At 66.5% G+C, this 14,300-nt stretch carries 16 protein-coding genes; 9 read left to right on the top strand and 7 right to left on the bottom strand.

All coding sequences use genetic code 11. From position 1 onward, the window contains the following. The first annotated feature begins 27 nt into the window (after positions 1-27). Together ACF8ME_RS19455 and ACF8ME_RS19450 are read left to right on the top strand one after the other, a co-directional pair. Positions 28-780: a HesA/MoeB/ThiF family protein gene (locus ACF8ME_RS19455; protein ID WP_043791138.1), complete on the top strand. Its 753-nt coding sequence runs from the start codon at positions 28-30 to the stop codon at positions 778-780. Positions 781-899: 119 nt separating this feature from the next. Further along, positions 900-1,298, top strand: coding sequence for a response regulator (locus ACF8ME_RS19450; RefSeq protein WP_013803928.1), 399 nt, complete (start codon positions 900-902; stop codon positions 1,296-1,298). 89 nt (positions 1,299-1,387) lie between these two features. Here the strand turns inward: ACF8ME_RS19450 and ACF8ME_RS19445 are convergent, their stop codons facing one another. Continuing rightward, positions 1,388-2,020, bottom strand: coding sequence for a response regulator transcription factor (locus tag ACF8ME_RS19445; protein WP_012203736.1), 633 nt, complete (start codon positions 2,018-2,020; stop codon positions 1,388-1,390). A 143-nt stretch (positions 2,021-2,163) separates the two neighbouring features. Between ACF8ME_RS19445 and ACF8ME_RS19440 the strand changes: the two genes are divergently transcribed. The 5 genes from ACF8ME_RS19440 to ACF8ME_RS19420 all read left to right on the top strand — a co-directional run bounded on the left by ACF8ME_RS19440 (position 2,164) and on the right by ACF8ME_RS19420 (position 6,096). Beyond that, complete coding sequence (locus tag ACF8ME_RS19440; protein WP_016449069.1) at positions 2,164-3,513, top strand: CHASE3 domain-containing protein; 1,350 nt, start codon at positions 2,164-2,166, stop codon at positions 3,511-3,513. A gap of 244 nt (positions 3,514-3,757) precedes the next feature. Beyond that, positions 3,758-3,919 (top strand): DUF1328 domain-containing protein, encoded by a 162-nt coding sequence (locus tag ACF8ME_RS19435; RefSeq protein WP_013803930.1) that lies wholly within the window; start codon positions 3,758-3,760, stop codon positions 3,917-3,919. Positions 3,920-4,030: 111 nt separating this feature from the next. After that, positions 4,031-4,420 carry a hypothetical protein gene (locus tag ACF8ME_RS19430; protein ID WP_016449070.1) on the top strand — a complete coding sequence of 130 codons (390 nt, stop codon included), beginning with the start codon at positions 4,031-4,033 and terminating at the stop codon, positions 4,418-4,420. A 71-nt stretch (positions 4,421-4,491) separates the two neighbouring features. Beyond that, positions 4,492-4,812, top strand: coding sequence for a BON domain-containing protein (locus ACF8ME_RS19425; protein WP_012203732.1), 321 nt, complete (start codon positions 4,492-4,494; stop codon positions 4,810-4,812). Between the two features lie 165 nt (positions 4,813-4,977). Then, a complete protein-coding gene (locus tag ACF8ME_RS19420) occupies positions 4,978-6,096 on the top strand; it encodes a putative zinc-binding metallopeptidase (RefSeq protein WP_016449071.1) in 1,119 nt (372 codons plus the stop codon). 53 nt (positions 6,097-6,149) lie between these two features. Here ACF8ME_RS19420 and coaD read toward each other — a convergent pair whose 3' ends face one another. The 4 genes from coaD to ACF8ME_RS19400 form a co-directional block, all read right to left on the bottom strand. Then, entirely contained in the window at positions 6,150-6,650 is a 501-nt protein-coding gene (gene coaD, locus ACF8ME_RS19415; RefSeq protein WP_016449072.1) for a pantetheine-phosphate adenylyltransferase, read from the bottom strand. 130 nt (positions 6,651-6,780) lie between these two features. Further along, positions 6,781-7,488: a 16S rRNA (guanine(966)-N(2))-methyltransferase RsmD gene (rsmD, locus tag ACF8ME_RS19410; RefSeq protein WP_016449073.1), complete on the bottom strand. Its 708-nt coding sequence runs from the start codon at positions 7,486-7,488 to the stop codon at positions 6,781-6,783. Further along, positions 7,485-8,846: a pitrilysin family protein gene (locus ACF8ME_RS19405; protein WP_310043010.1), complete on the bottom strand. Its 1,362-nt coding sequence runs from the start codon at positions 8,844-8,846 to the stop codon at positions 7,485-7,487. Before ACF8ME_RS19405 ends, rsmD begins: the two co-directional genes overlap by 4 nt. A 27-nt stretch (positions 8,847-8,873) precedes the next feature. Further along, a complete protein-coding gene (locus tag ACF8ME_RS19400; protein WP_016449075.1) occupies positions 8,874-10,352 on the bottom strand; it encodes a pitrilysin family protein in 1,479 nt (492 codons plus the stop codon). Positions 10,353-10,380: 28 nt separating this feature from the next. Here ACF8ME_RS19400 and ftsY point away from each other — a divergent pair, with 28 nt between their 5' ends. Together ftsY and ACF8ME_RS19390 are read left to right on the top strand one after the other, a co-directional pair. Continuing rightward, complete coding sequence (gene ftsY / locus ACF8ME_RS19395) at positions 10,381-11,601, top strand: signal recognition particle-docking protein FtsY (RefSeq protein ID WP_392417867.1); 1,221 nt, start codon at positions 10,381-10,383, stop codon at positions 11,599-11,601. Between the two features lie 238 nt (positions 11,602-11,839). Further along, positions 11,840-12,829, top strand: a complete 990-nt coding sequence (locus ACF8ME_RS19390; RefSeq protein ID WP_392417865.1) for a Bug family tripartite tricarboxylate transporter substrate binding protein — start codon at positions 11,840-11,842, stop codon at positions 12,827-12,829. Here the strand turns inward: ACF8ME_RS19390 and cutA are convergent. Beyond that, positions 12,816-13,214: a divalent-cation tolerance protein CutA gene (gene cutA, locus ACF8ME_RS19385; protein ID WP_392405865.1), complete on the bottom strand. Its 399-nt coding sequence runs from the start codon at positions 13,212-13,214 to the stop codon at positions 12,816-12,818. The two genes, ACF8ME_RS19390 and cutA, sit on opposite strands and share 14 nt — an antisense overlap. A 52-nt stretch (positions 13,215-13,266) precedes the next feature. After that, complete coding sequence (locus ACF8ME_RS19380; protein WP_017404218.1) at positions 13,267-14,292, bottom strand: 2-dehydropantoate 2-reductase; 1,026 nt, start codon at positions 14,290-14,292, stop codon at positions 13,267-13,269. Positions 14,293-14,300 lie beyond the last annotated feature (8 nt).

Here is a 14,300-nt window from a genome sequence, read left to right as displayed (position 1 = left end):
CCGGCTTTTTCACGTCTGGAGACGCGAATGAACGACGATCAACTTCTGCGCTACTCGCGCCACATCCTGCTGGACGAGATCGGCATCGAAGGCCAGGAGCGCATCCTGGCAGCGCATGTGCTCATCATCGGCGCAGGCGGCCTGGGCGCGCCTGCCTCGCTGTACCTGGGCTCGGCCGGCATCGGCCGCATCACCCTGGTGGACGACGATGCCGTGGACATGACCAACCTGCAGCGCCAGATTGCCCACACCACCGATCGCGTGGGCCAGCCCAAGGTGCAATCCATACGCACGGCCGTGCATGCCATCAACCCCGGCATCCGCATCGATTGCCGCCAGCAGCGCGCAGACGATGCCCTGCTCGACGACCTCGTGCCCCAAGCCACGGTGGTGCTGGACTGCACGGACAACTACCGCACGCGACACATGATCAACGCGGCCTGCGTGCGGCACAAGGTGCCCCTGGTGGCGGGGGCGGCCATCCGCCTGGATGGCCAGCTCATGGTGATGGACCCACGCGACGAGAACTGCGCCTGCTATGCCTGCGTGTTCCCGCCGGAGGCGCAGTTCGAGGAAGTGCAGTGCTCGACCATGGGCGTCTTCGCCCCCGTGGTCGGCGTCATGGGCACGCTGCAGGCGGCCGAAGCCCTCAAGCTGATCGCGGGTTTTGGCACGCCTGCAACAAACCGCCTGACCATGTTCGACAGCCGCAGCCTCGATTGGAGTAGCATGCAAACCACCCGTGTGCCGGACTGTCCCGTTTGCGGCAACAAGGCGTAGGAATCGGCTGACTTCCAGGCCGATCCCCCACTGGCACAATCGCCCGCTGTCGCGCAGGACAATGAAGGCCGGGTTCCGCCGGACTCCGATTGCCATCCGCGTCCCTATTGGATACAGCCGTGAAATTGCGCACCTATCTTGTTGAAGACAACCCTACGATCCGCGAGAACCTGATCGCCACGCTCGAGGAACTCGCCGATGTCGAGGCCGTGGGCATCGCCGAGACGGAAAGCGCGGGGACGGACTGGCTTCAGCAGAACCCCGACGCATGGGATCTGGCCATCGTCGATCTGTTCCTGCGCCAGGGCAGCGGCCTGGGTGTGCTCACCGCCTGCCGCGAGCGCCAGCCGCACCAGAAGATCGTGGTGCTCAGCAACTACGCCACCCCTGACATCCGCAGCCGCTGCGCCCAGCTCGGTGTGGATGCGGTCTTCGACAAGTCCAATGAGATAGATGCACTCATGGACTATTGCATGAATATCGACGCCGCATCGCTCAATCAACTCAAAACAGCCTGAACCCAAAACACGGCATTTTTACTCTCCATCAAAGAAAAAGGCTGCACGACTTGATAATCGTGCAGCCCGTATTTTCTATTGACTGGAAATCAGTCGATCAGCCGGTTTTTCAGCGCGTAATACGTGAGATCGCTGTTGGATGACAATCCCATTTTCTCCATAAGCCGCGTGCGATAGGTACTGACCGTCTTCACGCTCAGCGAGAGCGATTTCGCAATATCACCTGCCGTTTCGCCGCGCGCGAGTTTGAGGAAGACCTGGAACTCACGCTCGGACAGTTGCTCATGGGCCGGGGCATCGTCCTTGCGGTTGAGCTGCTGGGCCAGCAGGTCGGCCACGGCCGGCGTCAGGTAGCGGCGGCCCAGGGCCACGGTGCGGATCGCTTCGGCAATCTCCTGGGGATCGCATTCCTTGTTCAGGTAGCCACTGGCGCCCTGGCGGATCAGGTTGATCGCGTAGTGCTCCTCGGGATATCCGCTCAGGATCAGGATGCCCATGTCCGGGGCCTTGGCCCGCAGCATGGCCAGCGCATCGATGCCGCTTTGCCCGGGCATGGACAGGTCCATCAGCAGCACGTCGATCTCGTGGGCTCGGACCAGGTCGATGGCCTCACGGCCATTGGCGGCCTCACCGACTACACGCAGGTCCACATGTTCCGAGAGAAACTGACGCAGACCCGAGCGCACAATTGCATGGTCGTCCACAATGCCGATTCTGATCATGAATACCTCTTTTTCGGGGGACCAGCAGGAACGCCGGTCGTGCAAACAATATATGGTAACGGCCGGGGCAGGAACTGCTCCGGCTGCCGATAACACGAATTATGCAGAATATCGGCGAAGATCTTGTAGGTGAGAGGATGCTTATGCGTTGGATAAATTTCCGAAGAATTGCGATCAGCCTGGCATTTGCCATCGTTGCGGCCGTGCTGCTTGTCAGCATTAACGAGGCCAGCTACAAGCGCTCGACCAAGGCGCTGGAGGCCATGACCCAGACCCAGGCGACCCGCTCGGAAATCAGCCAACTGCTGCGGTTGATGCTCGATGCCGAGACCGGCCTGCGCGGCTACCTGCTTACGGGGGAGGAGCGCTACCTGGAGCCCTACAGCAAGGCGATCACGGCCATCAACTACAACATGGACGAGTTGCGCCAGATCTTCATCTACGACCCCCAGGAACTGGCCATCTTCACGCCGCTGGCCCGCCAGGTCGAGCGCAAGATGAGCGAGATGGAGTTGAGCCTGCGCCTGTACCGCCAGGGCAACGAGGAAGCCTGGCGCTTCGTCATGTTCACGGACGTGGGCATGGAGAACATGGACGCCATCCGGGACTACACCGGCAAGCTGCTGTCAGGCATAGACGAGCGCTCGGCCAAGAACCTGCAGGATATCGAGCACACGCTGTCGCTGTCGCGCATAGGCATTGCCACGGTGACCGCGCTGGGCGTGCTGGGCTTTTTCATGTACCTGCGCCAGGCCCACGCGCTGCAGCAGGCCCATCAGCGCGAGCAGGAAATCCAGCGTGACGAGCGCAACCGCCTTGAAGCCCTGGTGCGCGAACGCACGGCCACGCTGACGGAGCTGGCCAACCACTTGCAGCAGGTGCGCGAGGATGAGCGCGGCCACCTGGCGCGCGAGCTGCACGATGAACTGGGCTCGCTGCTGACGGCGGCCAAGCTCGATGTGGCCCGGCTCAAATCCAAGATCGACCTCAGCGCCCCCGACGTGGGAGAGCGCGTCAGCCATCTGGTGGAGACGCTCAACAGCGGCATTGCCCTCAAGCGCCGCATCATCGAGGACCTGCGTCCTTCGTCACTGTCCAACCTGGGCCTGACCACGGCGCTGGAAATCCTGGCACGCGAATTCGGCGAACGCAGCGGCATCGAGGTCACAGCGAACCTGGAGCAGGTGGAGCTGCCGGAGTCGACCCAGCTCACGGTCTACCGCATCGTGCAGGAGTCGCTGACCAATATCGGCAAATACGCCAAGGCCAGCCACGTACTGGTCTCCGTGCACAACTACCCGACCTATGTGACAGTGCAGATCCAGGACGATGGCGAGGGCTTCGAGACCTCGGCCATGCGCCCCAACTCCCACGGGCTGGCCGGCATGCGCCATCGCGTGGAGGCGGCAGGCGGGCGGCTGACAGTCTCCTCCGAACTGGGCAAGGGCACGGCCATCTCCGCCGTCATCCCGCTGAGCCCGGCATCCGCCTGACCACGACGCCTCGCCTGCACGCACAACCCCTGCCCGGCACCGCCCTGGCAGGGGTTTTTCTTGATGGGCACTGCGGGCCGGCGCTTTTCCTACACCCACCCCCTGCCTAACCCTGACGCCATGCCACGCCGGGCACCGTCAATCCGGCCTCGGGCGGCTCGGTACAGTCAATCGCATGGGAACAGCACTCGGCTCCTGACAGCCAGATGCCGTTTCTTGGCAACGAACAACCAAGGAGTTCTACATGCTGCACTACGCCATCGTGTTTTTCGTGATCGCTCTCGTCGCCGCCATCTTCGGCTTTGGCGGAATTGCGGCAGGTGCTGTAGGCATCGCCAAGATCCTGTTCTATATTTTCGTGATCATGGCTGTAGTCACCTTTGTGATGAGCCTGATCAAGAAGTAGCGGCGGCGCCGCCTTCAGCCACCTGCCAGCCCAAGCCCGCCTCCGGCGGGCAGCCAGCCCGGCAGCCCGACCGCCTTTCCCATTCATGCAAGTTTTGAGGAGATAGAACCAATGAGCCAAGCCGAGAAAGCCGTGAACAAAGCCGCCGATACCGCCAAGGACGTTGCCCAGGACGTAGCAGACACTGCCAAGGAAGCCGTCAACACCACGCGCCGCACTGCAGCAAATGCTCTGGACAAGGCCGAGGAAGGCGTGAAGTCCATCGAGCGTGAACTGAATCCCGTCATCGACGACCTCGCGGCACGTGCCCAGGAACTGGCCACGCGCGGAATCAACTTCTGCGCCGACAGCTCCGACCGCGCCCGCCGCCAGCTGCAATCTGCCACGGAAGCCACCACGCGCTACGTCATCGAGCAGCCTGGCCGCTCCATGCTGCTGGCAGCAGCCACGGGCGCAGCCCTGGCCACCGCGTTCTTCATGAGTTCCCGCTCGCGCAAGTGAGCTGCAGCCCAGCCCCCCGAGTTCCCTCGACTACCGTTTCCCTCAATTTCTTGTCCAAGAAAGAACTGACCATGCAAAAGTACACCCGTGCCATCGCTTTCGCTCTCGTCGCCGGCGCCACCGTGCTCGGCACCACCGCCTGCTCCGTGGCCCGCGACCAGCAGACCGTGGGTTCGTATGTGGATGACGCCGGCATCACCACTGCCGTGAAGGCCAAGATGGCAGAGGACAAGAGCGTCTCGGCCACCTCCATCAGTGTCGAGACCCTGAACGGCACGGTGCAACTGTCGGGCTTTGCCAAGTCGGAGTCGGAAAAGGCCCGCGCTGCCGAGATCGCACGCACCACCAAGAACGTGCGCGAAGTGCGCAACAGCATCGTGGTTCGCCCCTGATGCAGGCCCCCATGGGGCCATCGAAAGGCCGGTGTGATCCGGCCTTTTTTCATTGCAGGGCCACCCCGGTGAAAACCACCATTGGGGGAATCTGACCTTGCAGCGCCAGGGCGACATGGGAATCATTTTTCATGACGCCAGGGCATACGGCGTAAAGTGACCGACATGCGAGTTTTCAACTGCGATGCCTGCGGCCACCCGGTTTTCTTCGACAGCGTTCAATGCGTGCACTGCGGTGCCACCCTGGCCTTCCTGCCAGAGCGACTGCATGTGGCTTGCCTGCGACCGGTTTCCGGCGCGCGGGACAGCGCGCTGTGGGAGAGCCTGTCCTCCCTGGGCGCAGGCAAGCCGCCAGGCCGCCTCTACAAGATGTGCAGCCACCGGGGACCTGTGGGCCAGTGCAACTTCGCCCTGCCCGCCGACGACCCCCACGCGCTGTGCGAATCCTGCCGCCAGACACGCTGGCTGCCCGATCTGTCAGACCCGGCCAATGCCTTGCGCTGGACCAAGATCGAGGCGGCCAAGCGCCAGCTGTTCTATACGCTGGCCCGCCTGGGCCTGGGCCCCAGGCCTGGAGAGGACGGGCCGCGCTTCGAGCTGCTGGCCGACCTGCCCGGGCAGGCGCCGGTGATGACCGGCCATGCCAACGGCACCATCACGCTGAACGTGGTGGAGGCCGACGATGCCGAGCGTGCCCGGCGCCGCCAGGCGCTGCATGAGCCCTACCGGACGCTGGTGGGCCATCTGCGCCATGAGTCCGGCCACTTCTTCTGGGACAGGCTGGTGGTGGGCGCGGGCCGTATCGAGGAATTCCGCCGCCTGTTCGGCGACGAGCGCCAGGACTATGCCCAGGCCCTGCAGAACTACTACGCACGCAGCCCGCTGGATGGGCAGTGGCGCGACAACTTCGTCAGCGCCTATGCCACCTCCCACCCGTGGGAAGACTGGGCCGAAAGCTGGGCCCACTACCTGCACATGGTGGATCTGCTGGAGACTGCGGCCAGCTATGGCACCTGCATCACCTTGCCAGGAGGCGCAGGCACGGCGGCGGGCATGGGAACGCCGGCCGCGCTGTGCGTGCAGGACCCGTTCGCGGTCCCTGCCCGGCCGGACTTCGGCACCATGCTGGACCAGTGGGTGCCGCTGACGCTGCTGACCAACAGCCTCAACCGCAGCCTGGGCCACGGGGATGCCTATCCGTTCGCTCTTTCAATGGGCGCGCGGCGCAAGCTGGAATTCGTGCATGCGGCCGTGAATGCAAGTGCCGCCACGCAGAGCGCCTGATATCGTGAACTCGTCATGGGGGCGGGCCAAGGCGCCTGGCCGGCCTCCCTCTCTCAAGGAGCGCGATTGGCCTGCACCTTCTCAAGCAGTCGCGTGCGCACGTTGGGCGAGACGAACTTGTCGATCTCGCCATCCAGCGTGGCGATCTCGCGCACGAAGGTGCTGCTGATGAACTGGTAGCGGTCGCTGGGCGTGAGGAAGACGGTCTCCACCTCGGGCATCAGCGTGCGGTTCATGCCGGCAAGCTGAAACTCGTAGTCGAAGTCGGTGACCGCACGCAGGCCGCGCACCATGGCCTTGCCGCCGCGCTCGACCACGAAGTCGCGCAGCAGGCCATGAAAGCTCTCGACCTGGACATGGGGATAGATGGACACGGCCTCGCGCACCATCTCCATGCGTTCCTCGAGATTGAACATGGTCTTCTTGTGGTGGCCGGCCGCCACGGCCACGATGACGTGGCTGAACAGCTGGGTCGCACGGCGCACCACGTCTTCGTGGCCCAGCGTGATCGGATCGAAGGTTCCGGGGTAGACGGCAATCACGTCGTGGCTCATGGCGTTCACTTTCCTTGGCTGCGCGTGCCCTGGTCCGGCACGGATGGCGCATTATGCATTGCACTGCAGCATGGCCCGTCGGCTGCGCGACAGCCGCATTCCTGCGCTGGAACACGGCTGCGGCGCCAGCCTACTCGTCCTGCGCGGCCTTGCGCAGCAGATGGGCGTGGACGGCACCCGCCTTGAGATGGCGGAACAGCTGCAGGCCACCGGCCTCGGCCAGTTGCTCCTCGGTCCAGGCCTGGGGCGCCTCCAGATAGACATAGCCCTGGGCGGAGACGGCCAGCGCAGCGGCCTTCAGCGCAGGCTCGAACAGCTCGGCATGGTCGAACGGCGGATCGATCAGCACCAGGTCCAGCGTGCCCGGCGCCACCTGGCGCAGGCAGCCGATGCCATCGCCGCGCAGCACGCGCACGGACTGGGCGTCCAGGCGCTCGCGCAGGCGCTGCAGCTGCAGCACCAGGGCGGCGTCCTGCTCGTTCATCAGCACGCTGGTCGCGCCGCGCGATGCGGCCTCGAAGCCCAGCGCACCCGTGCCCGCGAAGGCGTCCAGGCAGTGCCAGCCCGTCAGGTCCTGGCCCAGCCAGTTGAACAGGGTCTCGCGCACGCGGTCCGGCGTGGGGCGCAGGCCCGGGCGCTGCGCCACGGGCAGACGCGTGCGGCGCCACTGGCCGCCGATGATGCGGACCTCGCCCGCACCCGAGGGTGCCGGCTTGCCCGCCTTTGCCTTTGCGGCCGGTGCTGCGGCAGGCGCCTTGGGCGCCGCGGCCTCGGCCGTGGCCTTTTCCAGCCAGCGCTTTCCGGCAGGGGTATGCAGTTTGATGCTGTTGCGGCTCATTGCTTGCCTCCCACAACGACGGTCACCATGCGATCGGGCTGCAGCATGCGCTGCATGGCCTCGCGCACATCACGCACGGTCAGCGCCTGCACGCGCTCGGTCCAGTGCTCCAGATAGTCCAGCGGCAGGCCGTTCCACGCGATGTTGGCCACATTGCCCAGCAGCTTGCGGTTGCTGTCGATGCGCAGCGCAAAGCCGCCGATCAGATTGTCCTTGGCAGCCTTGAGCTCCTTCTCGGTCGGGCCGTCGGCGACAAAGCGGCGCAGCGTGTCCTGCGACACCTTCAGGGCCTCGGCCGCCTGGTCGGGGCGTGTCTGCAGGGCGATCGTGAAGGCCCCCGCGTCCAGGCCTGGCGAGAAGTCGCTGTAGACGCTGTAGCTCAGGCCGCGCTTTTCGCGCACTTCCTCGGTCAGCCGCGAGGTGAAGCCTCCGCCGCCCAGGATGTGGTTGCCCACGAGCACGGCCATGAAGTCCGGGCTGTTGCGTGCAATGCCGGGCTGGGCGATCAGCACCTGCGCCTGGGCCGAGGCGAAGGGGATGTTCTCGTTGACCGGCGCCTTGAGCGCCTGCACCTTGGGCACGTCGGGCAGGGGCGCGCAGGCACTGGCGTCCTGGCCCTGCGCCGCCTGCAGCGGAGCCAGCAGTTGCTGCACCAGCTGGTCGGCCTGTTCGCGGCTGACCGCACCGACGATGCTGACCTTGGCGCGGCAGGCCGCGATCAGGCGGCGGTGGAAGGACTGCATGTCGGACAGGTCGATGTGCGCGAGGCTCTCGCCCGTGGCGCGCGCACCGTAGGGATGGGTGCCGAACACGCCCTGGCTCAGGGCCTTGCCGGCCACCGTTCCGGGGCGCGTGTCCGATTCCTTGATGGCCGCAGTCCAGCGCTCGCGCTCGCGCAGCCACACGTCCTGCGGCCAGCTGGGGCTGGCGATCTGGCGCGCGGCCAGGGCCACGGCGCGCTGCAGCAGCGCGGGCTCGGTCAGGGAGCGCAGCCCGTAGCTGAAGCTGTCGCGGCCCGCCTGGGCGCCAAAGCTGGCCCCCAGATCGGCCCAGGCCTGGCCCAGGCCGTTTTCATCGAGAGCAGGCGCGCTGCCCTGGGCCGTGACGCCCTTGGACGCCATCAGCGCCACGGCGCTGGCCAGGCCGACCTGATTGGCGGGATCGCGCCGGCTGCCGGCGTCGAAATCCATCTGCACATCGACCATGGGAATGCCCGGGCTGTCCACCAGCCAGACCTGCGCCCCGCTGGGCTGGGTCCAGTGCTGGATGGGCAGCAAGGCCCATGCGGACGTGGCGCCAAAGCCCAGGCCCACGCTTGCCAGCACGGAGCTGGCCACCATCTTTTTCATGTTCTTCATCTTCACTCCAGCGTACTTCGGGGGGCATCAATGCAGGGGTCCGCCAATGCCGGCACCCGCGTCGGTGCGGCGGGGCTTGCCGCCTTCAGGCAGGGGCTGCGGCACCAGGGTGCCCACCGTGAGCTGGTCATCGCCAAAGTACTTGGCCGCCACGCGCTTGACGTCATCGGGCGTGATGGTGCGAAGCTGGGCCAGCAACTGGTCTTCCGCATCCAGCGGCATGCCCTGTATCCAGTAATTGCCCAGGCTCTGGGCCTGGCCCATGACCGAGTCGCGCTCATAGACATTGGAGGCCATCCATTGCGTCTTCACGCGCTCCAGTTCGGCAGGCTCGACGCCGTCCCTGGCGACCTTGGCCACTTCGGCGCGCAGCGCGGCCTCGACCTCGGCCGCAGTCTTGCCCGTGGCGGGCACGCCCGTCAGCATGAACAGGCCGGGGCCGCGGCTCATGAGCGACATGGAGCTGCCCGCACCGTCGGCCACGCGGCCTTCGCCCTGGACCAGGGCCCGCTCCAGGCGGGCGCCGTCATAGCCGTCGAGCACGGCCGAGAGCACCAGCAGCGCCAGCGCATCGCGGTCATCGGCCTGCAGATCGCTGACGCGCGTCAGCGAGGGAGCACGGAAGGCCAGGGCCACCAGGGCCTGCTCGGCCGGCTGCTTGACCTCGATGCGGCGGATGCCGATCTGCGCAGGCTCGGTGCGCGGCTTGCGCACCGGCACGGCGCGTGCGGGAATGCTGCCGTAGTACTTCTCTGCCCAGGCGCGGACCTTGGCAACGTCCACATCACCGGCAATGACGACGGTGGCATTGCCGGGCACATACCAGCGGCTGTGGAAATCGCGCACGTCGCCGGGCGTCAGGGCGTCCAGATCGCTCATCCAGCCGATCACGGGCCGGTGGTAGGGCGAGGCCATGAAGGTCGCCGCCATCAGTTGCTCCATGAGCACGGCGCGCGGCTGGTCCTCGGTGCGCATGCGGCGCTCTTCCTTGATGACCTCGATCTCCTTCTTGAACTCGCTGTCGGGCCAGTGGTTGTTGGCGAAGCGGTCGGATTCGAGCTTCATCACTTCCTCCAGCCGGCTGGACGGGATCTGCTGGTAGTAGCCCGTGTAGTCGCGGCTGGTGAAGGCGTTCTCCTGGCCGCCCAGGGCCGCCACCCGGCGCGAGAACTCGCCGGGCGCCACCTTGCGCGAGCCCTTGAACATCATGTGCTCGAGCGCATGGGCCACGCCCGAGGTGCCGTCGACCTCGTCGATGGCGCCCACGCGCACCCAGACCATGTGCACGGCCGTGGGCGCGCGCCGGTCGGGCTGCACGATGAGCTGCATGCCGTTCTTCAGGGTGAATTGCTGCGCTGCTGTGGCGGACCGCTGGCCGCCTGCGGCCTGGCTGGCCACCGTCTGCAGCAGTGACGAAGGGGAGGAAGAGGATGCATCCGGGGCTGCCAAAGCAGCCCCGGTGCCCATGCAGGCCATTAAGCCCAGGAGGGTGAGTGCATGTTTCATAGAATGCTGTGATTCTAAGAACCTGCCGATGTTCAGTTTTTTCAAGAAAAAGCCCACCCCCTCCTCCGCCGAGATTTCCCCGGCGGACAGCAGCGCCGCGCCTGAAGAGGCCGGCATTCCCGCAACCCCGCCGCAGGACCGCGCCCCAGACCTGCCCCCTGGCACGCCTGCCCCACCGGCCGCAGCCGACACCGGCAGTGCCTGGTGGCGCAAGCCCTTCGGCGGCGGCAAGGGCGATGCCGCCCCGCCTGCCGCACCCGCTGCACCCACTGCTGCTGCTTCCACGCTCGCGCCTGCCGACTTCATTGCCGCACCCGAGCCAACGGCCAAGCCCGAAGCCGAAGGCGCCAGCCGCCAGAACTGGATGCAGCGCCTCAAGGCCGGACTGCGCAAGACCGGCAGCAGCATCGCCACGGTCTTCACCGGCACGCAGATCAACGATGCGCTGTACGAAGAGCTGGAAGACGCCCTGCTGATGGCCGACACCGGCGTCAAGGCCACCGAGCACCTGCTCGCCGACCTGCGCCGCCGCGTCAAGGAAGCCAAGGCCACCGACCCCGCCGCCGTCAAGGCGTTGCTGGCCGATGCACTGGCCGACCTGCTGCGCCCGCTGGAAAAGCCGCTGATCATCGGCGAGCACCAGCCTACCGTGGTCATGGTCGCTGGCGTCAACGGCGCAGGCAAGACCACCTCCATCGGCAAGCTGACCAAGCATCTGGCCGACGAAGGCCAGAGCGTGCTGCTGGCTGCCGCCGACACCTTCCGCGCCGCCGCGCGCGAGCAGCTCGGCGTCTGGGCCAACCGCAACACGGTGGAGATCGTCAGCCAGGAAGGCGGTGATCCTGCAGCCGTGAGCTTTGATGCCGTCACCGCCGGCCGCGCCCGCAAGAAGGATGTGGTGCTGGTGGACACGGCGGGCCGCCTGCCCACCCAGCTGCACCTGATGGAAGAGCTGCGCAAGATCCGCCGCGTGGTCACCAAGGCCGATGCCACGGCACCGCACGAGGTGCTGCTGGTCATCGACGGCAACACCGGCCAGAACGCGCTGGCACAGGTGCGCGCCTTTGACGATGCACTGCAGCTCACGGGCCTGATCGTCACCAAGCTCGACGGCACGGCCAAGGGCGGCGTGCTGGCCGCCATTGCCCAGGAACGGCCGATCCCCGTGTACTTCATCGGCGTGGGCGAAAAGGTCGAGGACCTGGAGACCTTCAACGCCAGGGAATTCGCGCAGGCGCTGCTGTCCTGAGGCCACCCGGCACACCACCACCCAAAGGAGCGCGCTGCGCTCCTTTTTTCATGGGCATGCGAGCGCAGCGAATGCCCAGGCATGCAGGCAAGGGTTTTCCCTTGATTCGAATCAAGCCGCAGGTTTTATGCTTTGCATTGATTTATAAGAAGAACGTTGTTTTATACAAGAAACAATCGATAGCCCTCAGGCATTTCTTTTGCTTGTACCTGCCTTGCCTTGTTCCCCGGAGTTCCCCATGAAAGCCCCCACCTTGCTCGGCGCTGCCGCCCTGCTGGCAGCAGCCGCATGCCAGAGCGCCCTGGCCCAGGATGCCGCCGCCCAGCAGCAGCTGGCTGCCAAGCCTTTCACCATCGTCGCGCCCTTTCCGCCCGGCGGCCCGGTCGATGCGCTGGCCCGCCTGCTGTCCACGGGATTGGCCGAGCGCTACAGGCAGACTTCGGTGGTGGAGAACAAGCCCGGGGCCAACGGCAATATCGGCATCGACATGGTCAAGCGTGCCGCGGCGGACGGCCATACGCTGCTGGTCGTGCCCCAGGGCAACCTGACCATCAATCCCACGCTGCTGGCCAGGCCCGGCTACAGCGTGGAGACGGACTTCGCGCCCGTGGCTTCGCTGGCCAAGGCGGCCAATGTGATCGCCGTGCACCCCGGCGTGCCCGCCAAAACGGTGCAGGAGCTGGTGGCCCTGTCCAAGACCAGGCCGGCCACCATCAGCTATGCCTCGCCCGGCGTGGGCTCCAGCCTGCATCTGGCCGGTGAACTGTTCAAGCAGCAGACCGGCGCCGACATCCTGCACGTGGCCTACAAGGGCACGGCGCCCGGCCTCAACGATGTGCTGGGCGGCACGGTGCCGATGATCGTGGGCAATGTGCCCGCGCTGCTGCCGCATGTGCAGTCGGGCAAGCTGCGTGCGCTGGCCGTGACCGACCCGGCCCGCAGCAAGTACCTGCCTGATGTGCCCACGCTGGCCCAGGCGGGCGTGCCGGGCATTGCCATCTCGTCCTGGTACGGCGTGATGGCGCCAAAGAAGACGCCGCCGGCCGTGCTCAGGCAGCTGGAGAAGGATATCCAGGAGCTCTTCAGCACGCCGGCCGTGGTCAGGCAGCTGGACCTGCAGGGGATCGAGCCCTGGGTGGTCACGGGCAGCGCCTTCGGCGAGCTGATCCGCAAGGAGACAGCAACCTGGGTGCCCGTGATCAAGGCCGCCAACGTCACGCCGCAGTGATGCGGGGCGCGGCGGCCCTTTCTGCAGTGTCCGCCACGTCCCGGGTCGAGACCTGGGAGCGCAGCCACTGCGCATAGTCGGCCATGCAGCGCTCGGTGCGCATGGTGATCTGCGGCACGCTGTAGCTGTGCCCGGCGCGCAGCAGCCGGGCCAGGCGCTCCAGCACGTCGGGCAGGGTCTTGCAGACCAGCCGCCACTCGGGCGTGGCGTGCAGCTCGCCGTCCCACACGTAGTGCGAGGTGATGGCCTCCACCTGCACGCAGGCCGCGGCCTGCTGCTGCACCAGGCTGCGCGCCAGATGGGCGGCCTCCTCGGCGCTGGGGACGGTGGTGGCCACCACGCACAGCGTGGACCAGGGCGAGGCGGGGTTCTTGGCGGAAGTCATGGAGGCGTAGTCTACGGTTGCGTGCTGCAGGCCGGTACTGGCCCTTGCGGCGTCAGGCCATCAGCCCCTTTTGCCGCGCCTGCAGCCGCGCCAGGCCCAGCAGCGCATCGGTGAACGGGGTGTCCACGCCGCACAGCTGGCCCATTTCGCGCACCGCGCCCACCAGGGCGTCGAGCTCCACGGGCTTGCCGGCTTCCACGTCCTGCAGCATGGAGGTCTTGAAGGCGCCCAGCTTGAGCGTGACCGCATGGCGGTCTTCGGGCGATTCGTTGATGGGCAGGCCGATGCGCGCGCCGATCTCCTTGGCCTCCAGCATCACGCGCGTGATCAGGCCGCGCACCAGGTCGTCGCCCAGGATGCGGTCCGAAGTGGCACCCGTCAGCGCGCTGACGGGGTTGACGGTCATGTTGCCCCAGAGCTTGTACCAGGCGTCGCGCTGGATGTTGTCGGAGACCTTGGCCTCGATGCCGCCACGCTGCAGCAGTTGGGCCAGTGCCGCCAGGCGCGGCGTGGGCGGCTGGCCGGGCCCTGTGGCCAGAGGCTCGCCCAGGATCAGGCTGTTGCCGAAGTGCCGGCGCACCACGCCGGGCGCATCGTTGGAGCAGCTGGCATGGACCACGGAGCCCAGCACCTGACCCAGCGGGATGGCTTGCGCAATGCGGCCTTCAGGGTCCACGGCTTTCAGCTGCTTGCCGCGCACGCTGGCATCGACACCGCCGTGCAGAAACCACCAGGGCACGCCGTTCATGGCCGTGAGCACCACGGTCTGCGGGCCGATCAGCGGGGCGATGCGCTCGGCCACATCGGGCATGCCCGGCGCCTTGACGGAGATGATGACCAGGTCCTGCACGCCCAGGGCGGCCGGGTCCTGTTCGGCACGCAGCGCGAAGTGCTCGCGCTGCTCGCCGTGCACCAGGGTCAGGCCCTGGGTGCGCAGGGCCTGCAGCGCGGCGCCGCGCGCCACGGCGCTGAGCTGGCAGCCGGCGCGGGCCAGGGCCGCGCCCATCCAGCCGCCGATGGCACCGGCGCCGAAGATGCAGGCCTTGTCGAATGAAATGCTTGTCTGTTCCATGGTCATGCGCGGGA

The sequence above is a fragment of the Delftia sp. WSY_7 genome, assembly GCF_043104845.1.
Classification (GTDB): Bacteria; Pseudomonadota; Gammaproteobacteria; order Burkholderiales; family Burkholderiaceae_C; genus Comamonas; species Comamonas tsuruhatensis.
The sequence above is the reverse complement of the archived record's forward strand: the minus strand, read 5'-3'. Positions and strand labels throughout refer to the sequence as shown.